Annotated in this window: 18 protein-coding genes; 11 read left to right on the top strand and 7 right to left on the bottom strand. The window is 62.9% G+C overall.

What is annotated here, in order from left to right; genetic code table 11:
• Positions 1 to 20: 20 nt before the first annotated feature.
• Positions 21 to 4031 carry a phosphoribosylformylglycinamidine synthase gene (purL, locus tag AABB87_RS06985; RefSeq protein WP_341970578.1) on the top strand — a complete coding sequence of 1337 codons (4011 nt, stop codon included), beginning with the start codon at positions 21 to 23 and terminating at the stop codon, positions 4029 to 4031.
• Between the two features lie 72 nt (positions 4032 to 4103).
• Here the strand turns inward: purL and AABB87_RS06980 are convergent, their stop codons facing one another.
• A complete protein-coding gene (locus AABB87_RS06980) occupies positions 4104 to 6812 on the bottom strand; it encodes a PAS domain S-box protein (protein WP_341970577.1) in 2709 nt (902 codons plus the stop codon).
• 108 nt (positions 6813 to 6920) lie between these two features.
• Positions 6921 to 8030 (bottom strand): S1C family serine protease, encoded by a 1110-nt coding sequence (locus tag AABB87_RS06975; RefSeq protein ID WP_341970576.1) that lies wholly within the window; start codon positions 8028 to 8030, stop codon positions 6921 to 6923.
• A 155-nt stretch (positions 8031 to 8185) separates the two neighbouring features.
• On the opposite strand from AABB87_RS06975, the gene AABB87_RS06970 reads away from it, so the two are divergent.
• From AABB87_RS06970 to upp, 3 genes are read left to right on the top strand one after another with little or no spacing between them, the layout of a single operon-like run.
• Entirely contained in the window at positions 8186 to 8905 is a 720-nt protein-coding gene (locus AABB87_RS06970; RefSeq protein WP_341970624.1) for a DUF1624 domain-containing protein, read from the top strand.
• A complete protein-coding gene (rlmB, locus tag AABB87_RS06965) occupies positions 8902 to 9660 on the top strand; it encodes a 23S rRNA (guanosine(2251)-2'-O)-methyltransferase RlmB (protein ID WP_058719866.1) in 759 nt (252 codons plus the stop codon). Before AABB87_RS06970 ends, rlmB begins: the two co-directional genes overlap by 4 nt.
• A 20-nt stretch (positions 9661 to 9680) precedes the next feature.
• Positions 9681 to 10310, top strand: coding sequence for a uracil phosphoribosyltransferase (gene upp, locus AABB87_RS06960; RefSeq protein ID WP_341970575.1), 630 nt, complete (start codon positions 9681 to 9683; stop codon positions 10308 to 10310).
• Positions 10311 to 10360: 50 nt separating this feature from the next.
• Here upp and AABB87_RS06955 read toward each other — a convergent pair whose 3' ends face one another.
• The 5 genes from AABB87_RS06955 to AABB87_RS06935 form a co-directional block, all read right to left on the bottom strand.
• Positions 10361 to 10903, bottom strand: coding sequence for a chromate transporter (locus tag AABB87_RS06955; protein WP_341970574.1), 543 nt, complete (start codon positions 10901 to 10903; stop codon positions 10361 to 10363).
• Positions 10900 to 11502 carry a chromate transporter gene (locus AABB87_RS06950; RefSeq protein ID WP_341970573.1) on the bottom strand — a complete coding sequence of 201 codons (603 nt, stop codon included), beginning with the start codon at positions 11500 to 11502 and terminating at the stop codon, positions 10900 to 10902. Before AABB87_RS06950 ends, AABB87_RS06955 begins: the two co-directional genes overlap by 4 nt.
• On the bottom strand, positions 11499 to 12506 hold the full coding sequence (locus AABB87_RS06945) for a D-2-hydroxyacid dehydrogenase family protein (RefSeq protein WP_341970572.1): 1008 nt from the start codon (positions 12504 to 12506) through the stop codon (positions 11499 to 11501). Before AABB87_RS06945 ends, AABB87_RS06950 begins: the two co-directional genes overlap by 4 nt.
• Before the next feature lie 127 nt (positions 12507 to 12633).
• Positions 12634 to 12936: a hypothetical protein gene (locus AABB87_RS06940; protein WP_341970571.1), complete on the bottom strand. Its 303-nt coding sequence runs from the start codon at positions 12934 to 12936 to the stop codon at positions 12634 to 12636.
• 41 nt (positions 12937 to 12977) lie between these two features.
• Positions 12978 to 13490 carry a hypothetical protein gene (locus AABB87_RS06935; protein WP_341970570.1) on the bottom strand — a complete coding sequence of 171 codons (513 nt, stop codon included), beginning with the start codon at positions 13488 to 13490 and terminating at the stop codon, positions 12978 to 12980.
• Between the two features lie 373 nt (positions 13491 to 13863).
• On the opposite strand from AABB87_RS06935, the gene AABB87_RS06930 reads away from it, so the two are divergent.
• The 7 genes from AABB87_RS06930 (at position 13864) to AABB87_RS06900 (ending at position 24345) form a co-directional block, all read left to right on the top strand.
• Positions 13864 to 15717, top strand: a complete 1854-nt coding sequence (locus AABB87_RS06930; protein ID WP_341970569.1) for an O-linked N-acetylglucosamine transferase, SPINDLY family protein — start codon at positions 13864 to 13866, stop codon at positions 15715 to 15717.
• A gap of 48 nt (positions 15718 to 15765) precedes the next feature.
• Positions 15766 to 18114 carry a type I secretion system permease/ATPase gene (locus AABB87_RS06925; RefSeq protein ID WP_341970568.1) on the top strand — a complete coding sequence of 783 codons (2349 nt, stop codon included), beginning with the start codon at positions 15766 to 15768 and terminating at the stop codon, positions 18112 to 18114.
• A gap of 77 nt (positions 18115 to 18191) precedes the next feature.
• Positions 18192 to 19397 (top strand): HlyD family efflux transporter periplasmic adaptor subunit, encoded by a 1206-nt coding sequence (locus tag AABB87_RS06920; protein ID WP_341970567.1) that lies wholly within the window; start codon positions 18192 to 18194, stop codon positions 19395 to 19397.
• Positions 19398 to 19553: 156 nt separating this feature from the next.
• Positions 19554 to 20915, top strand: a complete 1362-nt coding sequence (locus AABB87_RS06915; RefSeq protein ID WP_341970566.1) for a TolC family protein — start codon at positions 19554 to 19556, stop codon at positions 20913 to 20915.
• Between the two features lie 207 nt (positions 20916 to 21122).
• Entirely contained in the window at positions 21123 to 22313 is a 1191-nt protein-coding gene (locus AABB87_RS06910) for an SDR family oxidoreductase (protein WP_341970565.1), read from the top strand.
• Positions 22313 to 24091: an HAD-IIIC family phosphatase gene (locus AABB87_RS06905; RefSeq protein ID WP_341970564.1), complete on the top strand. Its 1779-nt coding sequence runs from the start codon at positions 22313 to 22315 to the stop codon at positions 24089 to 24091. The genes AABB87_RS06910 and AABB87_RS06905 overlap by 1 nt, the downstream gene beginning before the upstream one ends.
• A gap of 5 nt (positions 24092 to 24096) precedes the next feature.
• Positions 24097 to 24345 carry an acyl carrier protein gene (locus tag AABB87_RS06900; protein WP_058719853.1) on the top strand — a complete coding sequence of 83 codons (249 nt, stop codon included), beginning with the start codon at positions 24097 to 24099 and terminating at the stop codon, positions 24343 to 24345.
• Positions 24346 to 24364 lie beyond the last annotated feature (19 nt).

The following is a 24364-nucleotide window of genomic DNA, read 5'->3' as shown; positions in this document are numbered from 1 at the left end:
CAACCCAGCTTCGGGATCCCATGGCCACTCATAAGCATCTGCTTTCTTTCGAGGGCGGCAACGCTCTGTCAGCGTTCCGCTCCCAAGCCTTGCTGCCGCAATTGCAGGCCATCCACGAAGGCGTGAAGGCGGTCCATGCCCGCCATGTGCATTGGGTCTGGAGCGACGTGGCTCTGGCTGAAAGCGATGCCACCAAGCTGGCCGCGCTGCTGAACTACGGCGATGCCTATGTGGGCGGCGCTGAGGGCAGCCTAGTGGTGGTGGCCCCGCGTTTGGGCACCGTCAGCCCCTGGGCCTCGAAGGCGACCGACATCGCCCATAACTGCGGCCTGAGCCAAATTCACCGCGTCGAGCGCGTGACCGAGTACCGCATCGTTTTGAAGTCCGGCCTCTTGGGTGGCGTCAAGACGCTGAGCCAGGCGGAGCTGATCGCCTGCGCCGCGCTGCTGCATGACCGCATGACCGAAAGCGTGCTGCTGGCGCGCGAAGACGCCGCCCATTTGTTCGACGAAAAGGCTGCGCAGCCGCTTGAACATGTGGACGTGTTGGGCCAGGGCAGGGCGGCGCTGGAAGCCGCCAACGTGACTTTTGGTCTGGCCGTGTCGGTCGATGAAATCGATTACCTGGAAGCCGCCTTCAAGACGCTGAATCGCAACCCCAGCGATGTCGAGTTGATGATGTTCGCGCAGGCCAATTCCGAGCATTGCCGCCACAAGATCTTCAACGCCAAGTTCACTGTGGACGGCGTGGATCAGCCGCTGAGCCTGTTCGGCATGATCCGCAATACCGAAAAGCTGAGCCCCCAGCACACCGTCAAGGCCTATTCCGATAACGCCTCGGTGATGGAAGGCCATTTGATCGAACGCTGGATGCCCGCCGGCGACCAGCGCGCCCCGCAGTACCAGGCGCGTGAAGAGTTGGCCCATGTGTTGATGAAGGTCGAGACGCATAACCACCCGACCGCCATCTCGCCATTCCCCGGCGCCTCTACCGGAGCAGGCGGTGAGATCCGTGACGAAGGCGCCACCGGCCGTGGCTCCAAGCCCAAGTCGGGCCTGACGGGTTTCTCGGTCTCCAATTTGCACCTGCCGGGCCTGAGCGAGCCCTGGGAGCAGAACCCGGTCGGCAAGCCCGCGCATATCGCCAGCGCCTTGCAAATCATGATCGAAGGCCCACTCGGTGGCGCGGCCTTCAATAACGAATTCGGCCGCTCCAATCTGAACGGCTATTTCCGCGTTTACGAGCAGAACGTGGACGGCGTGCAGCGCGGCTATCACAAGCCCATCATGATCGCCGGCGGCCTGGGCGCGATCCGTGCGGACCAGTGCGAGAAGATCGAGTTCCCGGCAGGCAGCTTGCTGATTCAGCTGGGTGGCCCCGGCATGCGCATCGGCATGGGTGGCAGCGCGGCCAGTTCGATGGCGGCAGGAACCAACACGGCTGACCTGGACTTCGACTCGGTGCAGCGCGGTAACCCCGAAATTGAGCGGCGCGCGCAAGAGGTGATCAACCATTGCTGGGGTCTGGGTGGCAAGAACCCCATCCTGGCCATCCACGATGTGGGCGCCGGCGGTATCTCCAACGCCTTCCCCGAGTTGGTCAATGACGCCCATCGCGGCGCCTTGTTCGACCTGCGCAAAGTGCCGCTGGAAGAAAGCGGCATGGCGCCCAAGGAGATCTGGTGCAACGAGAGCCAGGAGCGCTATGTGCTGGCGATTGCGCCCGACAGCTTGGAGTTGTTCCGCAGCATGTGCGAGCGTGAGCGTTGCCCCTTCGCCGTGGTGGGCGTGACCACCGAGCAGCGCGAGTTGGTGCTGGAAGACGGCCTGGCCAAGGGCACGGACAGCGAGTTCGCCGTCAATATGCCCATGGACGTGCTGCTGGGCAAGCCGCCCAAGATGCACCGCGAGGTCTCGCGCCTGGCCCGTTCGGGCGGTACGCTGGACTTGAGTGGCACCAGCCTTGAGAAGGCCGCGTTTGACGTGCTGCGCCACCCCACCGTGGCCTCCAAGCGCTTCCTGATCAGCATCGGTGACCGCAGCGTGGGCGGCCTCAATAGCCGTGACCAGATGGTCGGCCCTTGGCAGGTGCCGGTGGCGGATTGCGCCGTCACTCTGGCTGATTTCAAGGGCTTTGCCGGTGAAGCCTTTGCCTTGGGCGAGCGCACGCCGCTGGCCGCCATCGATGGCCCGGCCTCCGGCCGCATGGCCGTGGCTGAAGCCATCACCAATTTGCTGTCCGCACCGATTGAGCTGCCGCGAGTCAAGCTCAGCGCCAACTGGATGGCGGCTTGTGGCGAGCCGGGCGAAGACGCCGCGCTGTTCGACACTGTTCATGCCGTGGGCATGGAGTTGTGCCCGGCGCTGGGCATTTCGATTCCGGTCGGCAAGGATTCCCTGTCCATGCGCACACGCTGGACCAAGGACGACGGCCAGGTGCAGCAAGTCACTGCGCCGGTCTCGCTGATCGTCACGGCCTTTGCTTCGGTGGCCGATGTGCGCGCCACGCTGACGCCTGAATTGCGCCGCGACCAAGGCGATACCTGCCTGATTTTGGTTGACCTCGGCCAAGGCAAGCAGCGCATGGGTGGCTCCATCCTGGCGCAGGCACTGAACCAGTTTGGCGGCGCCGTGCCGGATCTGGACGATGCCGCTTTGCTGAAGAATCTGGTCACCGCCGTGAATGCGCTGCGCGCCGAAGGCAAGCTGCTGGCTTACCACGACCGTGGCGATGGCGGCCTGTGGGCCACCGCCTGCGAGATGGCTTTTGCTGGCCACACCGGCGTGAGCCTGAATGTGGACATGCTGGTCACCGAAGGTGATGGTGTCAGCGACAGCCGCGCCGATGTCGGCGACTCGAAGAACTGGGCCAGCCAGGTCGGCGCGCGCCGCGAAGAGCTGACACTTAAGGCCTTGTTCAGCGAAGAGCTGGGCGTAGTTCTGCAAGTGCGGGTGAGCGAGCGCGACAGCGTGCTGCAGACCCTGCGCGCCCACGGCTTGTCCAAGTGCAGCCATGTGGTGGGCAAGCCCAATGCCAATGGCCAGATGGAAGTCTGGCGCGATGCCAAGAAGGTGTTCGCCGCGCCGCTGGAAGCCCTGCACAAGAGCTGGGACGAGGTGTCCTGGCGCATTGCCAGCCTGCGCGACAACCCGGCTTGCGCCCAGAGTGAGCATGAGCAAGCCGGCTTGGCAGCCGACCCCGGTCGCCATGTGCATCTGAGCTTCGACCCCAGCGAAGATGTGGCTGCGCCCTTCATCAATGTGGGCGCCAAGCCCAAGCTGGCGATTCTGCGTGAGCAGGGCGTGAACTCCCATGTCGAGATGAGCTACGCCATGGCCAAGGCCGGCTTCGACACCTACGACGTGCACATGAGTGACTTGCAGGCGGGCGCGGTCAGCCTGGCCGAGTTCAAGGGCTTTGTGGCCTGCGGCGGCTTCAGCTACGGCGACACCCTGGGTGCCGGCGAAGGCTGGGCGCGCTCGGTGATGTTCAACCCGGTGTTGGCAGACCAGTTCAAGGCCTTCTTTGCCCGCCAGGACAGTTTTGCCCTGGGCGTTTGCAATGGCTGCCAGATGATGGCGGCGCTGTCGCCCATCATCCCCGGCGCCCAAGACTGGCCCAAGTTCACCCGCAACCGCAGCGAGCAGTTCGAAGCCCGCCTGGCCATGGTGGAAGTGCTGGAAAGTCCCAGCCTGTTCTTCCAAGGCATGGCGGGTTCGCGTCTGCCCATCGCCGTGGCCCACGGTGAGGGCTTTGCCGACTTCTCGCAGCGCGGCGATGCGGCCAAGGTGGCGCGAGCCATGCGCTATGTGGACAACGCGGGCCGACCCACCGAGGTCTATCCGCTCAACCCCAACGGCAGCCCGGATGGCCTGACCTCGGTGACCACGGCGGATGGCCGCTTCACCGTGCTGATGCCGCACCCGGAGCGCGTGTTCCGCAATGTGCAGATGAGCTGGACTTCGGGCGACGCGGGCGACCTGAGCCCCTGGATGCGCATGTTCCGCAATGCGCGCCGTGCGATCGGTTAATTAGCCTGATCGGTTGATCGGAGGGGCCTCTCGGCCCCTCCAGTGCGCCACGAATACGCGATCATTGCGCCATCAATGCGCCAACATCGGCGCCTTGATGGGCAGGCGCATCACAAAACGGCTGCCCACACCCGGCTCGCTCTGCAGCTCGATCTGCCCGCCCAAGATGCCCGTCACGATGTTGTAGACGATGTTCAGGCCCAGGCCGGTCCCGCCCTGGCCCATCTTGGTGGTGAAAAAGGGATCAAAGGCGCGGCGCCGGATGTCGGCGCTCATGCCCTTGCCGTTGTCGGCCACGCTGAGGATCACGATGGCCGGGTCCGCCGGGTCGATTTCGGCCTCGATGCGCAGGCGCTGCTCGGCCGGCGGCGTGCCGTTCTCATCGCCTTCCTTGCGCTCAGCGGTGGGCGGATCGAAGGCGTGAATCATGGCATTCATGATCAGATTGGTTAGCACCTGCCCCAGCGGGCCGGGGTAGCTGTCCAAGGGTTCGTCCAGCCTGACTTGCTGCTCAATTTGTAGCGGTGACTTGCGCAGTTGGGGCCCCAGCAGGCTCAAAACATCGTTGACCAACGATTGCAGCGTGAAGCCGCGCCGCTGTGCGGTGGCCTGATCGACCGACACTTGCTTGAAGTGTGCGACCAGTTCGGTCGCTGTGCTCATGCTGCGAAGCAGGATGGCGCAGGCAGTTTGCGCATCGGCGAGGTAGGCGTCCAGACCTGAGCGGCGCATCTGCCCGGCGTCGAAATCGCGCCGGGTTTGCTGGGTCAAACTCTCCAGGGTGGAGGCGGTGGTCAGGCAATTGCCCAGCGGCGTGTTGAGTTCATGCGCAATGCCAGCCACCAGCGAGCCCAAAGCGGCCATTTTTTCTGAGCGCATCAGTTCGGCCTGCGCCTGGCGCAGGGTGACCAGGGCTTGCTGCAACTCCGCCGTGCGCTTGTCCACGCGCATTTCCAGCTCCGCATTCAAGGTCACCAACTCGCGCTGTGCCTGTCGCTCGGCGCTGACATCGCGGGCAATGCAGAGCCAGCCTTTGAGGCTGCCGTCCTGCTCGCGCATCAGATTGACGGTCAGCGAGACTTCCAGCTCCGCGCCATCCTTGCGGACGAAGATCCAGAAGCTAGTCTGCGTGTCGAAGGCCTGCACCGAGGCGGGGTCCACCCGCATCAGCGTGCGCCCGCCCTCATGGATGATTTGCACGCCGCGCGCCAGCAACTCCTCTTCGCGGTGCAGCAGGTTGATGCATCGGTTCAGCATCTCGTCCTCGGCATAGCCCAGCATCAGTTGGGCGCCGCGATTGAAGAGCTCGATTTGCCCTTCCATATCGGTGACGATGATGGCTACCTCAAGGGCCGAGTCCAGCACCGCCTGCAAGCGGTTTTTGGCGGCTCCCAGCGCTGCTTCTGAGGCGCGCAGGGCCAACTCGGCACTCTTGGTCATGGTGATGTCGCGCCCGGTGCCGCGGTAGCCGGTAAAACGCCCTTGCGCATCAAAGATCGGCGAGCCGGAGATGCTGATGTAGCGCATCTCCCCAGAGGCCAAGCGGCGGCCGTAGCCAAAGTCCCGGAAAGGCTCATGCCGTTTCAACGTGGCGATGTGCTCGCCCCAGTCGATGTCGACACCAGCCTGCGGGCCTTCCCAGCGCTTTTGGCCAATCAATGTCGGGGTGTATTTGCGCAGTTCGGGGTCGCTTTCACGCGAGTAGTAGACGAAGCGAAACTCCGCGTCTTGCTCCCAAACCCAGTCGCTGGAAATTTCGGTCAGGCTGCGAAAGCGCTGCTCGGTCGCTTGCAGCGCTAACTGCTGCTCACGGATTTGCTGGATGTACTGGCTCAGCGCAAGATTTTGCGTTTGCAGATGCCGGCGGCGTTGCACCAGCAGGGCGGCCAGCAAGGAGAGTGCAGCGCTGGCCAGCAAGCCGGCGATCATCTCGGCATCCAACCACGCGCTGGCCGCCGCGCGGCTTTGCTTGGGGTAGGCGGCGATGGCCCAGGTGGCGCCTGGCAAATGCACAAATTGCGTCACCGCCAAGGCTTCTTTGGCAAGGCTGGCATCGCCCCAGATCAGCTCGTTGAGGCCTTGGCTGTCGGCCCGCCACTGAAACAGCGCCAGGCGCAGTGGTGAGCTATCACTCAGGCCGGCGGCCTGCACAAAGCGTGGCAGATCGGCCACCACCGACACCACACCCCAATAGGTCGGCGGCTGGCCGTTCGGGCTGGCAAAGAAGACCGGTGTGCGCTGGATGACGCCTACACCGCCTTGCACCAGTTTGACCGGCCCCACCAACAAAGGGTGTCCTTGCTGGCGCGCCTGTTGCACCTGGGCGTATTGCAAGGGGATGCTGGCGTAGCGCAGGCCCAGCACAGCGGCATTGCCGTCAAGCGGGTAGACATAACGCACCACATCATCGGGGGCAACAACGATGCTGCGGACCTGCGGTAGCAAGTTGACCACCCGCTGGCTGAGTGCATCAAAGCGCTCGGCACTGATGCCGTGGTCCAGCTGAATCATGGCCTCCAGGGCCAGCGTGGGCCCAAAAGTAGCCTGAGCCACTGCTTCGAGCCTGGTGCGCACGGCGCTGAGGGCTTCGTGCACCTGGCTTTGCTCACTGGCCACGCGCTGCTGCTGCCGGGCCAGCCCCAGGGCGAGGCACAGGGACAGCCCGGTCAATGCGGTCAGCAGGGTGACCCAGTGGGCCCAAGCCCAATGCTTGGCGGCAAAGGCGGGTGGGCGAACTGCTGGATTGTCGAGGACTGCGTCCCCACTCGAATCAAGACTCATGGGCCGCTTACCTATCGCTTCAGTCTCGGCGCTTTGACGGTATCACAGCCGCGCGGAAAATACCGGCTCTGGCTGCACAGCGGGACACAGTGAGCCGGCTTGGCAGTTTCAGTCCGAGTCGCCCAGCTGCAGCGCCTGCTTGCGCGTTTTGCCCTCATTCCACAGTGTGAGCGTGATGCGCTCACCGACCTGGCGCTGCTCCAGCAGGTTGAGCATCTCATCAAGATCCCGCACCGGCTGATCGTTGATGGCGGTGATCACATCACCCTGGATCAGTCGGCCATTGCGTTCACGGGCAAACACCTGCAGGCCGGCCTTCGCCGCCGGGCTGCCCGGATTGACGCGCACCAGCGCCACGCCCTTGGGCAAGTTCAGCGCCTGATGCACATTCGGCGCCGCAGCGGTGACGCCCAGGGCAGGGCGGATGATGCGGCCATCGCGGATCAGCCTTGGCACGATGCGGTTCACCTCATCCACCGGAATCGCAAAGCCGATGCCCGCGCTGGCGCCGCTGGGGCTGTAAATGGAGGTGTTGACGCCAATCAGCCGTCCGGCGGAATCCAGCAGCGGCCCGCCCGAATTGCCAGGATTGATGGCCGCATCGGTTTGAATCGCGCCGCGAATCATGCGGCGGGTGACCGATTCGATCTCCCGGTTGAGGGCGCTGACGATGCCCAGGGTCAGCGTTTGATCCAGGCCGAAGGGGTTGCCGATGGCGTAGACCGATTGGCCGACCTGCAAATCGCGGCTGCTGCCGATGGCAATGGCTTGCAGCTTCTCCTTGGGTGCGTCGATGCGCAAAACGGCCAGGTCGCGGTCGGGGAACACGCCCACCAGGGTGGCCGGGTAGCTGGCTTCGTTGGACAGCATCACCACCGCCGAGCTGCCGCCCTGGATGACGTGGAAATTGGTCACCACATGGCCGGCCTCATCCCAAATGAAGCCGCTGCCTGTGCCTTGCGGCTGCTCGGTGATGTGGAGTGAGAACATGTCCCGGGTGCGCGCCAAGGTAGTGATGTGCACCACCGAGGGCGAGACCTTTTTGAACACATTCACATGGTTTTGCTCGGTGGCATCCAGCGGCCCGCGGGGCTGCACGCCGCGCGGCTCGGCTTGGGGCTTGCTTTGCGCGCTTTGCGGCGCCAGCCAGCTATAGCCCAGCAGGCTCAAACACAGCAGCAGGGCCAGGGAAAGAACGGCTTTGTTTTGACGAGACATGGCGGTGTTTCTTGTGGCGCGCAATTGATTCAAGTGGCGCTGAAGTGGCAATGAATGACGATCCCAGTGGCGGCGCTGCGCCGCTGACATAGACTGGCGCGCCGCGTCCCGCCATTGTGCCGAATCGAACTGTGACTGCCTTGCCTGCCCCTGTAATGCGCGCTATGCGCTTTGATCGACTCGATGCCTTGCGCGGCCTGGCCATCGTCTGGATGGCGGTCTTTCATTTCTGTTTCGACCTCAATCACTTCGGCTGGATCCGGCAGGACTTCTACCGCGACCCGGTCTGGACCGGCCAGCGCACCGCCATCGTCAGCCTGTTTCTGCTTTGCGCCGGCATGGGCCAGGCCTTGGCACTTCATCAAGGCTTGAGCTGGCCGCGTTTTTGGCGGCGTTGGGGGCAGGTGGCGATTTGTGCCTTGTTGGTGAGCCTGGGTTCTTACCTGATGTATCCGCGCAGCTTCATCAGCTTCGGCGTGCTGCACGGCATGGCGGTGATGCTTTTGCTGCTGCGCGTGGCAGGGCCTCGCTTGTCGAATCTGGCCGGCCTGCTGCTGGGCTTGGCGGCTTTGCTGCTGCCGCTGTGGCTGCAGCACGAATTCTTTGACAGCCGCTGGACCAATTGGCTGGGCCTGGTGACCCACAAGCCCATCACCGAGGACTATGTGCCCGTGCTGCCCTGGCTGGGGGTGATGCTCTGGGGCTTTGTGCTGGGTCGTTGGCTTTTGCTCGCACGCCCCGCGCTACTGACCGGCACGCTGCCGGCATTCGCACGCCCGCTGGCGGTTTTGGGCCGATGGTCATTGAGTTTTTACATGCTCCATCAGCCGGTCTTGATCGGATTGCTCATGCTAGCGGCTACGATGCGGGCATGAGTTCCAACAAAATCCTGTTCGGCTTCCACGCCGTCACGGTGCGTCTGAAGACGCATCCCACCACCATTTCCGAGATCCATGTCGATGCGACGCGGCGCGACCAGCGCATGAAGCAGTTCATCGAGCGGGTCAAATCCAGCGGCACCAAGCTGATCGAAAGCGACGACGACCGCATCGCCAAGATCGCCGGCACCACCCGCCACCAAGGTGTGGTGGCCAAGGTTCAGGCTGTGGCCCTGGCCAATACCTTTGACGATGTGATGGACAACATCCAGGGCATGCCCATGCTCTTGGTGCTGGACGGTGTGACCGATCCGCACAATCTGGGTGCCTGCCTGCGCGTGGCTGACGGTGCAGGCGCCCAAGCCGTGATGGCGCCCAAGGACCATGCCGTTGGCCTCAACGCCACCGTGGCCAAGGTGGCCAGTGGCGCAGCCGAGACCGTGCCCTATGTGATGGTGACCAATCTGGCCCGCACCCTGGGTGAGTTGAAGGACTTCGATATTTGGGTGGTGGGCACCTCCGACCAGGCCGAAAAGTCGATTTACGACCTCGACCTGAATCGCCCGGTGGCCCTGGTGCTGGGCGCCGAAGGTGACGGCCTGCGTCAGCTGACGGCCAAGACTTGCGATGAGCTGGTGCGCATCCCCATGGCCGGTGGGGTGGAAAGCCTCAATGTCTCCGTGGCCGCAGGCGTGTGCCTGTACGAAGTGGCGCGCCAACGCGCTGCAGCCGCCAAGAAGACAAACAGCTAAGCGCGAAGGAGTTTCACACCATGGCTGTCATTGAAGTTCAACACCCGCTCGTCAAACACAAGATCGGCTTGATGCGCGAGAACGACATCTCGACCAAGAAGTTCCGTGAACTCACCGGCGAGGTGGCCCGTTTGCTGGCCTACGAGGCCACGGCCGACTTCCCGCTTGAAAAAACCACCATCGACTGCTGGAGCGGCCCCACCGAGGTGGACCAGATCGCTGGCCGCAAGGTCACCGTGGTGCCGATTTTGCGCGCCGGTCTGGGCATGCTGGACGGCGTGCTGGACATGATCCCGAATGCCAAGATCAGTGTCGTGGGCCTGGCCCGCGACCATGAGACGCTGCAGCCGGTGCATTATTTCGAGCGCTTTGTCGGCCAACTGGATGAGCGCACCGCGCTGATCGTGGACCCGATGCTGGCGACCGGTGGCTCAATGATCGCCACCATCGACCTGCTCAAGCGCCGCGGCTGCAAGGACATCCGCGCCCTGGTGCTGGTGGCTGCGCCCGAAGGCGTCAAGGCCATGCACGACGCTCACCCCGATGTGCGCTGCTGGACGGCCACCATCGACAGCCATCTGGATGAGCACGGCTACATCATCCCGGGCTTGGGTGATGCCGGCGACAAGATCTTCGGCACCAAAGAGTAAGCGCCACAAAGCGTAAGCGCACCAAAGAGTAAGCACAAAAAGGGCTGGGCTCAGACCCAGCCCAAAGCCCCCAGCACGCCGCCGCCCAGCACCAGCCAAACCAGGCTGATGCGTGTCTTGGCCGTCAGCAGCACGGTGGCGGCGACCAAGCCCAGGGTGAACCAGCGATGCTCCGGCTGGCGCAGATAAGGCTCAGCCAGCAAATAGCCGGTGGCGATCAGCAGGCCCAAGGTGATGGGCGCCATGCCTGCCTTGAAGGCACGCACACCCAGGCTTTGCTGGTTTTTCTGCGCCCAGCGAGTGGCGGCGAGCACCAAGGTGGTGGAGGGCAGCATGATGCCCGCCAGCGCTGCCAGCGCGCCGCTCAAGCCCGCGATATTCCAGCCCAGCACCGCCACGAACAAGATATTGGGCCCAGGCGCAGCCTGCGCCAGGGCGATGGAATTGGTGAACTGCAGATCAGTCAGCCAATGCTGCTGCCCGACCAGATAGCGGTGCATCTCCGGCGCGGTAGAAATCGCGCCGCCGATGGACAGCAGAGACAGGGTCAGAAAGTGCAGAAACAGCGGCAGAAGCTCGGGAGGGAAGCTCATGCTTTGAGCCTCCGCCAAGCCGCCCACATGCCCAGCGGGCCCAGGCACGCCAGTACCCAGGGCAGCGGCAGGCGCAGCACGGCGATGGCCACGATGGTCAACCCGGCCAAGCCCCAGGCCCACCAGCGCCCCATCGGATTGCCGGGCAGCGAGGGCGCCAGCTTGACGCCCGTAGCCAAGATTAGGCCCGCCGACACGGCACCCATGCCGCGCAAGGCATTGCCCACCACAGGATGCGAGGCAAATTGGCCGTACAGGGCGGCCATGCTCAGCATCAGGACGCAGGGCAGCAGCATCATGCCGGCCAGCGCCGCGAAGGCACCACGCACGCCAAAGAAGCGGTCGCCAATCATCAAGGACAGATTCACGACATTGGGGCCTGGCAGGACTTGGGCGACAGCGAGTGACTCCAGAAACTCCTCCTGGCTCATCCAGCCCAGGCGCTCCACCAGCTCACGCTGGGCCACCGCCAGCACGCCGCCGAAGCCTTGCAAGGCCAGTCGGTTGAAAGCCCAGTAAAGCTCCCACAGCGAGGCCGGGCGTGCGCTTCCTGTTTCATCAGTTCCTGCAGCTCCCGCTGGCTGGGCAGCGGGGCTCACCGCATGACCTTCAGGGCCTCGGGATTGATCAGGTTGCTCGGTTCACTCTTGATGAAATTCAGCACATTCTCGAAGGCGGCGTCGAGATAGAGCTCGTAGCTGTCCTGCTCCACATAGCCGATATGCGGCGTGCAAACGGCATTTTCCATGCGCAGCAGAGGGTGGCCTTGCAGCACGGGCTCGGTTTCGAACACATCGATGGCGGCCATGCCGGGCCGGCCGCGATTGAGTGCCGACACCAGCGCGCTTTCGGCAATTAGCTCGGCCCGCGAGGTGTTGACGAATAGCGCCGTGGGCTTCATGCGCGCAAAGTCCTCGGGGCCGACCAGTGCGGTCGTCGTTGGACTCAGTCGCAGATGCAGACTCAGCACATCGCAGCTCTCGAAAAACTGTTCGCGGCTCTCCGCCGCCAGGTAGCCATCGGCCGAGGCCCGCAGGCGCGAGGCCTCGCTGCCCCACACCATCACCTGCATGCCAAAAGCGCGGGCGTAGCCTGCCACCAGTTGGCCGATGCGGCCATAGCCCCAGATGCCCATGGTTTTGCCCTTAAGCACCATCCCTAGACCGAAGTTGGGCGGCATCGAGGCCGCTTTCAGACCCGACTGCTGCCAGATGCCATGCTTGAGGTTGCTGATGTACTGTGGCAGGCGCCGCATCGCGGCCATGATCAAGGCCCAGGTCAGCTCCGCCGGCGCCGTGGGCGAACCCACGCCTTCAGCGACGGCAATGCCTAGCTTGGTGCAGGCGGCCACGTCGATATGGGCGCCGACTCGTCCGGTCTGCGAAATCAGCTTGAGCTTGGGCAACTTTTCCAGCAACTGGCGGGGAAAGGCGGTGCGCTCCCGAATCAAGACCAGCACCTCGGCGTCACGCAGGCGCACGGACAACTGGCCTATGCCCTTGACCGTGTTGGTGAAGACTTTGGCATGGAGGTGCTCCAACTTCGCCGCGCAGCGTAGCTTGCGCACGGCATCCTGATAGTCGTCGAGGATGATGATATTCATGTGTGCGGGTCATTTTGCCTTGTTCTTGCCGCGGGCTTGAACGGGCGGGTGACGAGATGTTGTTTCGGCTCGCGCGCGGCATTGCTGCCGCCTCTCGCATCTGCGAGTTAGGCCTGGGCGGCCTGGCTCAGAGCGCGGTGCGAATGGCCAGTTCGTGCATCGCGGCCCGGCTGCAGTCGGCGGGCAGGGCGGCCAGCAAGCTGGCGCGGAGCAGCCACAACTCGATCGGCTCACTGGCGTGGCGGATGGTTTGCTGCAAGTGTTGGCCGATTTCGCCTGGCACATCGGCCGCTGCGCGTTGGAACACCAGCTTGAGTTGCACCAGGGCTTGGCGCGCCGCGCTGCGGCCGCGTCGCTCGTCCGGGCGGCCGGCACTGGCAAAGCCCCAGGGGGGCGGGAAGTCGGGGATCTCGCGCAGAGTGAGGTACATGGTCGGCTGGCTGGCTTGGTCTGGCGGTCTAAATGTCAGGCCTAGTGCCGCTTGCTCTTGGTCTGAACCAAGCCTGGGCCTGTGGCGCTGAAGCTGAGCATGGCCGCTTGGCTGCTGAAAAAGCTGTTCAAGGCTTGCAGGCGGCGTTCAGCCTCATGCTGCGAGTAGGCGCGCGCTACCTCGGTATACAGCCAGGCGCGCAAATGCCAAAGGTCGCGCAGATTGCGGCTGCGGCAGATGCTGCGCTCCAGTGCTTCGACCGTCTCGCCACTGAGCCCTTGCAAAGAGGCCTGAAACTGAACGCGGGCGACGGTCACATTGGCTTGCCGGCCGGCGTCGGGCATTTGGGACTGCGCTGCCCAAGGGTCAACATCGGCGGGCCGGCGGCGCAGCAAGGTCTGCCAAATCGAATCCGAGTTGCTGTTGATGGTGCTGCGCGGCGGCGGAAAGCTGCCACTGGGCCGCTGCAGGCCGTGAGGCTGGGTCGTGATGGACGAGGTCGACGACAAGGCTCCGCGTGTCCTGGCCCATCGAGTCAGAATGGCATTCAGCATATTTTTGCTTTCTAAACAGCGACCGGTTTCGGGCGCGCCCTCCTCCTACAGAGGTGAAACCATTCTGACCAGCCCGGCTTTGACCTGAAGCGCCGAAATGCAGGGGCAAGAGGGAGTAAATCGAAACTCAAGTTCCTGCCTGCTCGAGCGAAATGCAGAGGAGCAGGGCGACATGCGGGGAATTGGGCCCCTGGACCCGGCTATTTGCGGCGATCCTGCAGGGAGTAGTGCTTGGAGAATCGGGACGGGGAAGCCCTTGTGGGCCCGTCCCTGGCCAGGTTGCGTCCTCCTTGGGCAAAGCCAAGGTCTTAGACACGCGCTTCGCGACACGTTTACATAGGCCTCTACCGCCATGGACCTTGCTTCACCCCGCATGCAAACATTGAGCATTCCCGCCGCCCTCAGCGCCGAGTGGGATCAACTCCTGCGCCGCTGCCAGGAGGCCAGCTTGCCCTTGGCCGAGTTGATGGGCCGCGCTTCCCAGTTGCAGACTCAAGGACTGGGCGAGTTGGCGGGTGAGTTGTACCGCGCCTGGCTGGACAAGCAGACCGGACCGCTGCGGGTTGTCGCCCTCTACAACATGGGCGCCACCCTGGCCAGCATCCACAAACATGCCGAGGCAGAGCAGGCCTATCTGCAAGCCCTGGCACTCAAACCCGACTTTCTGCAGGCCAAGGTCAATCTGGGGCATCAACAAGAGCATCTGGGGCAGGTCGAGAATGCGCTAAAGACCTGGGCAGATGCTGCCAATGACACATCTGTCGGCGAGATCATGGGTACTGATGCCCTGGAGCTGCGCCTGCATGCTTTGAAGAATCGTGCCCGCCTGCTGGAGCAAGAAAAGCGCTATCCGGAGGCCGAGGCCGTCATGCGGCAGGCGCTGATGCTCAAAGCCGATCAGGGCGATGTGTTGCAGCACTATGTACACATCCGCCAAAAGCAATGCGCTTGGCCGGTGTATGAGCCTGTCGGCGCGGTCACGCCCAATCAGTTGCTGCTCAATACCTCTTTGCTGGCCATGCTGAGCTATAGCGATGACCCGGCGCTGCAGTTGCTGGTCGCTCAGCGTTTTGTGCACGAGAAGGTGATCAAGTACGCCGGCCCGCCCTTGTACAAACAAAGCGGTAAGCCCAGGGAAGGGCGGATCCGGATTGGCTACCTCTCCGGCGACTTGCGCATGCATGCCGTGGGCTTCTTGACGCCGGAAATCTTCGAGCTGCACGACCGTTCGCGCTTCGAGGTGTTCGCCTTTTGCTGGAGCGGCGAAGACGGTTCGGCCCAGCGGGCCCGCATCCGCTCGGCCATGGATCAGCTGATCCCCTTGCAAGGTCTCAGCGATGAGGCGGCCGCCCAGCTGATCGCCAGCATGGGTATCGACGTGCTGGTTGACCTGCAGGGCCTGACCAGCGGCGCTCGACCGAACATCCTGGCTTACCGCCCCGCACCCATTCAGGTCAGCTACCTTGGCTTGCCTGGCACCTCGGCCATTCCCGGCGTGGACTGGATTCTGGCGGATCGTTTTGTGATGCCGCCCGAGTACCTGCCTTTCTGTACCGAGCGGCCGATTTACTTGGATAAGTGCTATCAGTCCAGCGATCGCAAGCGGCCGATTGGCGCCACGCCGACGCGCAGCCAGTTGGGTCTGCCGGAAGACGCCTTCGTCTACTGCTCCTTCAACAACAACCACAAGTACACCGAGCCCATGTTTCAGGCCTGGATGCGGGTGCTGCAGGCGGTACCCAACTCGGTTTTGTGGCTGCTGGCAGATAACGCCAAGGCGCGCGAGAACATGCTGGCCCATGCGGCAGCGCAAGGGGTGGCGGCGGAGCGTTTGATCTTTGCGCCACGTGCAGCGCCGCCGGACTATCTGGCACGCTTTCAGCTGGCCGATTTGGTGCTGGACACCTTCCCCTACAACGCCGGGACGACGGCCAATGATTGCCTCTGGATGGGAGCACCCATTCTGACGCTGAGCGGGCGCAGCTATATCTCGCGCATGGCGGGCAGCCTCTTGACGGCGGTCGGCTTGCCGGATCTGATTACCTATTCCGTGACGGAGTATGAGCAGCGCGCGATTCAGATTGGCCAGCAGCCGGCGCGGGCACTATCCTATAAACGTTATCTGCAAGAGTTTGGTCGAAGCTCGGCCTTGTTTGATATTCCGGCCTTGGTGGCCGATATGGAAGCTCAGTTTGAACGCATGGCTTTGGCCCAGCGTGAGGCCTGAAGCGATGTGCTCAAGCCCTCGTTTTGGACGTTTTGAGGAGTGAATCGGGTGTCCCGACGCGACGATTTCTTTGACCCCGCTGGCACCGACCGAGGGCCGGGCCTGCGCTTGGCCGCCTCTGCCGAGGATGGGGTCGTGCGTCAGGAGCCTGTCCTGGACGCCGAGGACGAAGTCGGGGCGGACATCGGTGATCCCTTGCTGCAGGCGCTGGTCTGGCTGACCCACCACCACAAACGCCCTCGCTCAGCCGCGTCCTTGCGGGCCAATGGCGCGGTTGATGGTGTCTTGTCGCCCGCGCAAGCGGTGCGGCTGATGAAGGAGGCGGGCTACGAGGCGGCCGTTCAGCGTCGCGCGCTGAATCAGATCAACAGCTTGATGCTGCCAACGGTGATTCTGCTCAATGAGGGCGACGCCTGCGTGCTGGTGCGCGTGCTGGACGAGGCCAGCGGCCGTTACCAGGTCTTGTTCCCAGGCGCCGAGTCGCAACTCTGCGAAGCCAATCTGAGCGAGTTGCAGGCTGAATACAGCGGCTTTTGCCTGCTGGTCAGCCCCAAGGAGCAGACCCGAGCCCAAGCCCATCACCATGTGGTGATGGATGCCACCGATCACTGGCTATGGGGCACGCTCAAGCGTTTCATCCCTTACTACCGTGGCGCCATGTTGGCGGCCTTGCTTAGCAATGTCTTGATGTTGGCCACGGGCATGGTCACGGCCGTGATCTACGACAAGGTCATCCCGCACCAAGATGCCTTGGTGACCTTGTGGACCCTGGTTATCGGCGGCGCGTTGGCATTGGTGTTCGATCTGTTCGCCAAACATTTGCGGGCCGACTTGATCGACCTGGCGGGGCGCAAGGCTGATTTGATCATCGGCGCTAAGTTGTTCCGCCACATTCTGTCGATCCGTATGGAGCACAAGCCGGCCTCGGCGGGCTCCTGTGCCCACTACATGGGCCAGGTCGAAACGGTGCGTGACTTCTTCGCCTCGGCCAGCATGTCGGTGTTGACCGATCTGCCCTTCATCATCATTTTTGTCGGCATGGTCTTCACCATCGGCGGCCCTCTGGGCTGGGTGGTGACACTGACGGTGCCCATCATGGTGGCAGGCATCATCGTGCTGCAGGCTTTGGTGCGGCGTTCGGTGCGCACCGGCATGGCCGAGCAGGCTGAAGTGCAGGGCAATTTGGTGGAGGCACTTGAGGGCCTGGAGGACGTTAAGACCTCGGGCGCTGCGCCGCAGTTTCAACACCGCTACGAGATCAGCAATGCGGTGGCCGCTGAATCCAGCCTGCGTACCCGCAGCATGCACGGCTTGATCAATCATCTGTCCCACTCGATGTATCAGATCAACACGCTGCTGATGCTGTTGTGGGGCGTGTACTTGATCCGTGAAGGCGTGATCACGCAGGGTGCCTTGATCGGCTCTATCATGTTCGCCTCGCGTGCGCTGGCCCCTTTGGGCAGCATGGTGGGTCTGGTGACGCGCTACCAAGGGGCGCGGGCCGCCTTGCAGAGCATCGATTCGCTGATGAACAAGCCCACCGAACGTGATAGCGCTCAGAACTATGTGCCGCTGACCGGTGTGCAGGGCCGCATCGTCTTGCGGGACGTGGGCTTCCAGTACCCGGCAGCGCCTGGCCAGGCGGCGCCTCGGGTGTTGGGTGGACTGAATGTGCAGATCCAACCGGGTGAGCGCATCGCCGTTCTGGGGCGCATTGGCAGTGGCAAGTCCACCGTTTTGCGTTTGATCGCCGGCCTGTATCAGCCGACCGAGGGCATGGTCGAGGTGGAAGGTCTCGATCTGCGTCAGATCGACCCGGCTGAGTACCGCTCGCATGTTGGCTTCGTGTCGCAAGAGCCGCGCCTTTTCCAGGGCACGCTCCGAGACAATGTCTTGATGGGCCGCGGTGAAGTGCCGGCGGCTCGCCTAGTTGAGGTGGCTCGTTTGACCGGCCTGGACCGCGTTGTCGCGGCTCACCCCATGGGCTGGGATCTGCCCGTGGGTGAGATGGGCGGCCTGCTGTCTGGCGGCCAGCGCCAATTGGTGGCCTTGGCACGCGCTCTGGTCAACAAGCCCAAACTCTTGCTGATGGATGAACCGACCAGCTCCATGGACGCACAGTCCGAGATGAGCTTTCTGCGTCAACTCAAGGAGGCGGCCGCAGGTTGCACCTTGATCGCGGTGACGCACCGCCCCGCCGTGCTGGAGTTGGTGGGCCGGGTGATGGTGATGGATGCGGGCAAGCTGGTGCTGGACGGTCCGAGGGACAAGGTGCTGGCCGCGCTCTCTGGCGTGCAGCCGGCAGCCACGGTGCAGGCGGGAGGCCGAGGTGGAGAGGACTCTCGCGTGCACATGCATCCCAGTGCCCAACCGGTTGAGCGCAAGGCTTCCGTTTGAGGCCCCGGTTGACGGTTCTGGACACGATCTCACAGCAATAACGAAGACGCGCTACGGCGCCAGATAGAGAAAAAGATATGGCGAAAGCCGCGGACGACAGCCCCTTTCTCAGTAGCCTTGCCCGGGCGCAGCTCGACGAGCCGCTGCCGCATGCGATGTGGGCGCTCTACCTCTTGCTGGCCGCTGTGGCAACCGCCATCACCTGGGCTGCATTCGCCAGGGTGGATCAGGTCAGCCGCATGCAGGGTCGTGTGGTGCCAGAGGCGCGGGAACAGGTGATTGCCAGCCTGGAAAGCGGCTTGCTGGCCGAGTTGCTGGTGGCTGAAGGCGAGGAGGTCGCCGTTGGTCAGGAGTTAATGCGCCTAGATCCCACGCGCGTGGAGGCTCAGCAGAACGAAGGCAGCTTGCGCCGCCTGGCCTTGAAGGCGGCGGTAGCTCGACTTAAGGCCGAGGCCTATGGTGGCCGCCCGGAGTGGCCCGCCGAAGTCAAGGCCGCGCCCGAGCTGGCGGCGGCCGAGTTGCAGACTTACGAGTCGCGCATGCATGTGTTGGATGAGGCCGTGGTGGCGCTGGACCGCAGCGTGGGTTTGCTGGGGCGTGAACTCAAGGTGGCGCAGGACTTGTCCACGCGCGGCCTGATGTCCGAAGTGGAAGTGATGCGCTTGAACCGCCAGGTCAATGATTTGCGCCAACAGCGCCAGGAGCGGGTCAGCCGCTTTCGGCAGGACGCAAGCCAGGAGTTGGCGCGCCAGCAAAACGAGTTGGCGGCCTTGGATGAGCAGCAGGTGGTGCGCAAGGATGCGATGGCCCGCACGGTCTTGCGCTCGCCGGTGCATGGCCTGGTCAAGAACATCCGCAGCAACACCGTGGGCGGCGTGGTGGCCGGCGGCTCACCGGTGATGGAGATCGTGCCGATTGGCCCCAATGTGTTGGTGGAGGCGCGTCTGCCTCCGTCCGAAGTGGGCTTCATTGGCGTCGGCCAGCGCGCCGTCGTCAAGCTGGCAGGCTATGACTTCAATATTCACGGCGGCCTGGAAGGCCATGTGGAGTTGATCAGCGCGGATACCTTGGGTGACAACGAGAAGACCGCGGCGACTGGTGACGCGCGCTACTACCGCGTGCTGATCCGCACCGACAAGAACACCTTGCGCCGCGCCGGCGAGCCTTTGCCTGTGCTGCCTGGCATGGCCGCCAATGTGGAAGTCAAGACCGGTGAACGCACGGTGCTGAGCTTTATCCTCCGGCCATTGCTCAAGAGCAATGAGGCCTTGAAGGAGCGCTGAAAACGCGGTAGATGCACCTAGCGGTGCATTGACTGTGTGAAGCGCCAGCGGGCCTGGTCTTCAAATTGCGGGGTCGCCGGGTGGCAACTCCGGCCTTCACCTCCAGGGCTTGTGTGGTCTAGTGAATAGGTGTCTTTCCGAGCCTGATTGCCGACCATGAATAGCCATTTTTTCAACGTCTTGCCTCGTCCTGTCTTGGGCCTGCTCCTCGGCAGTACGTTGGCTTTGTCGACCCTGTCGGTGCAGGCGCAGCTGCGCTGTAACGAAGAGGAGCGCACAGCGATTGAAGGCAAAGATGCGCTGCCTGGTTTCGGCAGTGCGGATCCCCGTGGACAGTTGCTGGAGATGATCGATCTGGCCTTGGCTCGCAGCCAGCAACTCGGCGCGGCCAATTTGTTGGCCCAAGCCGCAAGAAATGATTGGGAAGAGGCGGCAGCGGCTCGCCTGCCCGTGGTGCAGGCCCAGGCTTCGACCAGTGGTGCTGGCCAACAAGTTAGAGGTGTGCGCCAGAATCAGGGGCAGGCCCAAGCAGGTTTGAATCTGAGCATGCCGCTCTGGGATGCTGGCCGTATTGCTCAGACCGCTGCCTGGCGCTTGCAGCTGGCCGAAGCCGCTCGACAAGGCCTGATCAGCAGCGAGCAACAGCTGGCCGCGCAGGTGGTGAGTTACTCCCTGGACCGTGGCCGCTTATTGCTGCAAGCCCAGGTTTACCGTCAGTACACCAAGCGCATGGCCTGTCTGGTCGACGCGCTGGAGTCCGTGGTCAAGGCCGACAAGGGCCGCGCCAGCGAGCTGACTCAGGCCCAAAAGAGCCAGATGACGGCCGAGCTGTCGATGGAACAGACCCGCTCTGATTTGCGCGTGGTGGAGGTGCGGCTCAAGCGCCTGGTTGGCGACGCCCTGCCGGCCAGTGCCAGCTATGCCTCATTGCTGAATCAATTGCCTGACTTGCCAGGCTTGCAAGAGGCTGCGCTGCAGTCCTCTGATGTGAAGCAGCTGGAGGCTTCTTCGCGTGCCCAGGAGCGTTATGCCTCGGTTGTGGCGGCGCAAAGCAAGCCGCAGGTCAGCCTGGGTATGGCGGCGAACGGCACCGGTACTTCGACGGGGACGCGGGCGGGCGAGTGGAGCGCCGGCGTGACTGTGACCATGCCGATCTATGCGCCTGGCCTTGACGCTTCCAAGCTGGCGGCCCAGCGCCGCGCCGACGCCAGCAAACTGCAGTTGCAAGATGCGATGACCGTGCGCAACTTCCAGTTGCAGGAGTTGCACCTCAATGCGGGGGCGGCGCTGGAGCGTGCCCGCCGCATCGTGGAAATTCTGCGCGCCAGCGAGCGACTGCGCAGCGCCACCATGGTGCAGTGGCAGCAGATGGGCCGGCGCTCGCTCTTCGATGTGATGGGTGCCGAGTCCGACTATTACTCGCTGCGCGTGGCCCATATTTCTGCACTTTCCGAGGTGCAGCAAGGTGTGCTGAATATGTGGTCCCTGGGCCCGGGTGTGCTGGCGGTTCTGCGCTGAGCAAGCGCTATTTCAAGGCGCCGGCCATCGAATAAATAGCCGGGGCTTTCATGCGCTCAGAGATGCAAGAGCGCGGGGCAAGCGCCAGTATCATGGCCGCGGGTTGTTTGGCGGCTGTGAGCTCGCGCTTCTAGCTAAATAGTTGCGCAACAGCGCTATCGCTGTAGGCAAAGCGAGTTGGCTTGACCCCACTATCGAAGGCGATTCATGGCATTAGCGGATATCCAAAGTTTTCAAGTCGGGCAGTCGGTTGTGTTCTCGCATGAGATCTCGCAACGCGATGTCGATCGCTTTGTCGACCTGACTGGGGACGACAACCCCATGCATGTGGATGCCGAGTTTGCCGCGCAGACTCAGGTGGGCTCGCCGGTGGCGCATGGCATGCTGACGGCCTCCTTCATCTCCACCGTGATCGGTAAGCATCTGCCCGGTGTTGGCGCTTTGTGGGTATCGCAAAAGCTGGAATTCCTGGCCCCGGTGCGGGTGGGCGACCGGATCGAGATTGCCGCCGAGATCAAAAAGATTCATTTGGGCAATCGCTTGCTGACGATTGCCATCGACATCAGAAACCACCTCAATCGCAGCGTCATCCGCGGTGAGTCGGTGGTCAAGTGGCCGGAGGAGCGCCAAGCGGCGGAGCCTGCCGTGGCCGCCAAGCCTGCTCAAAAGATCGCGCTCGTCACCGGCGCTTCACGCGGCATCGGCGCCGAGATCGCGCTGGAATTGGGCCGTCAAGGCTATTTCGTCTACATCAATTACCAGCGTTCACAGGCCAAGGCCGAGGCCTTGCTGGAACAGGTCAAAGTGCTTGGCGGCGGCGGCGAACTGCTGCGCGGCGATGTGTTTGACCCGGTGGCGGTGGAGCGCATGTTCTCGGAGATCAAGCTGCGCCATCAAGGCCTGGATCTGCTGGTCAACAATGCCTCGCCCGCAATCGAGGAGCGCGACATTTTCGAGTTGGATCTGGCGGCCTTCGAGGCCCAGTTCCTGCCGCATACCCGCGCGATGTTTTGCACCATCAAGGCGGCCTTGCCCTTGTTTGAAGCCCATGGGGGCGGCGCCATCGTCAATATTGGCAGCGTCGTCGCCGAATACGAACCGCCTGCCAAATGGTTGGGCTACAACCTGGGCAAGGGTTGCGTCCATCTGCTCACCAAAAATCTGGCTGGCCCTTTGGGCAGCCGGGGCGTACGGATCAATACCGTCGCACCGGGTATGACCGAGACCGAGATGACGCAAGACATGCCCGAGCGCCAGCGCATGCTGCTGAAGATGAAGACGCCGCTGAGCCGTCTTGCAAGCCCCGCTGACATCGCCAGCACGGTGGTCTTTCTCGCCGGCCCGGGCGCCGCGCATATGACCGGGCAGGTGCTGCATGTGAACGGGGGCGTTTGCTGATGAGGCTGGCCGCATTTGATGCCTTCCCGCCCGAGGAGCAAAAGCGTGTGGCGGTGCAAAAGGCCGTCAACCAATGGCGGCGTGAAGACTGGGCCGCGCCTGCGCCGAAGGTGTATTGCCTGTCCAACTACACGCTGAATGGGATAGAGCTCTTTCTGTCCTACCACTTGCTCAAGCAAAAGCTGCGGCCCGAGATCACCTTCAGCGACTTCAATGTGGTGGCGCAGACTTTGCTGGACGAGGATTCGTCCTTGCATCGCAGCAAGCCCGACTTCGTTGTGCTCAGCCTAGACCTGCGCATCCTGATCAAGGACTATCTGGCCAATGCTTGGGATGAGGCGCGCGAGGCCGAAGCCCTGATCCAGTTGCTGGACTTGGCCCGTGCCCGCATCAAGGCGCCGGTGATCGTGACCGACTTTGCCCTGCCTTTGTTGCCCGACATGCGCGGCGCGCCCAGCCTAGAGGCCAAGGTGCGCGTGCTCAACACAGCGCTGGCAGCCTATGTGCGTGAGCATGCGAGCCAGTTCTTTCTGGTCGAAGTCAATCGCCTGGTGGGCCTGCTTGGTGCGAGCGAGGTGCATGACAGCAAGCTCTGGCATTCCAGCAAAGCGCCTTACAAATCGCCGATGTGGTCCTGGTTGGCGCGTGAGATGGCGACCATCATCGCCGCGCATTACGGCCGGGCGAAGAAGTGCGTGATCCTCGATTGCGACAACACGCTCTGGGGCGGGGTGATCGGCGAGGACGGTCTGGACGGCATCGCGCTCGACGCCAGCAAATTCCCCGGCGTGGCTTATCACCAGTTCCAGGCCTATTTGCTCGGCCTGCACGCCCGCGGCGTGCTCTTGGCCATTTGCAGCAAGAACAATGAGGCCGATGCCTTGGAGGTGTTCGAGCGTCATCCGCACAGCCTGCTGAAGAAGGAACACTTTGTCTGCATCCGCGCCAACTGGAAGAACAAGGCGGAGAACATTGCCGACATCGCCAAGACCTTGCAGCTTGGGCTAAACAACTTCGTCTTCATCGATGACAGCTCGGTGGAATGCGCTCTGGTGGAGCAAAGCCTGCCCGAGCTGGATGTGATTCAAGCGCCCTCAGACCCCAGCCAGTTCGAGCGCATCTGGCAGGCCGAGGACTTGTTCTTCATCCCCCACCGCACGGCCGAGGACGGCGCCAAGCTGCAGCAGTACCGAGACAATGACAACCGGGCCGAGAGTGCTGCGGGCTTTCAAAACATCGCTGCCTTTTTGCAATCACTGGATACGCGTGTCGAGCTGGTGTTGAATCGGCCCGGCCATGCCGAGCACATCGCGCGCATTGCCCAGCTGACGCAAAAGACCAATCAATTCAATCTGCGCACCGTGCGTTACACCGTGCAGGAGATCGAGTCCTTCGTCGCCTCGGATCAGCACCTGGTCTTCCATATGCAGGTGCGCGATAAGTTCGGCGAACTGGGCATCACCCACGTCTGCATCCTGCATCTAGACGGCCAGGGTGGCGCTTTTGTGGACACCTTTTTGATGAGCTGCCGGGTGATCAAACGGGAGCTTGAGCAGTTCTTCTTCCATGCCTGCGCTGAGCAGGCGAGGGCAGTTTTCGGCGTGGACAATGTCTGCGCTGAATTCATCCCAAGTAGCAAAAACCAATTGGCCGCGGCCTTCTGGGCCGAGCTGGGTTTCCAGGTTGAGCAGGAGGCCGATGGCCGCCAGCGCTGCCATGCCCGGCTCGATGCGCTCAGCTACGCGCAGCCTTGCCATATTCAACTCATAGCAAAGTAAACAAGATGAGCACAAACAAGGGACTGGACGAAAAGCTGACCGACTTGCTGGCCAGCGTCTTCGACATCGACAAGAGCCTGATCACCGCGGCCTCGAGCGTTGACAACGTCGAGGGCTGGGACTCGGTCAATCACATGCATTTGGTGGTGGCTTTGGAAGAAGAGTTCGGCATCGAGTTCAAAGACGATGAGGCCGTGGAATTGATCAGCTTTGAGTTGATCCGCTCTTATCTGCGCGAGAAGCTGCCGGCTTGAGCTTCCAGCCCAGCCCAGC

Source organism: Roseateles sp. PN1 (genome assembly GCF_038419725.1).
Classification (GTDB): domain Bacteria; phylum Pseudomonadota; class Gammaproteobacteria; order Burkholderiales; family Burkholderiaceae_C; genus Paucibacter_A.
This window is presented reverse-complemented; position numbering and strand designations above follow the sequence as displayed.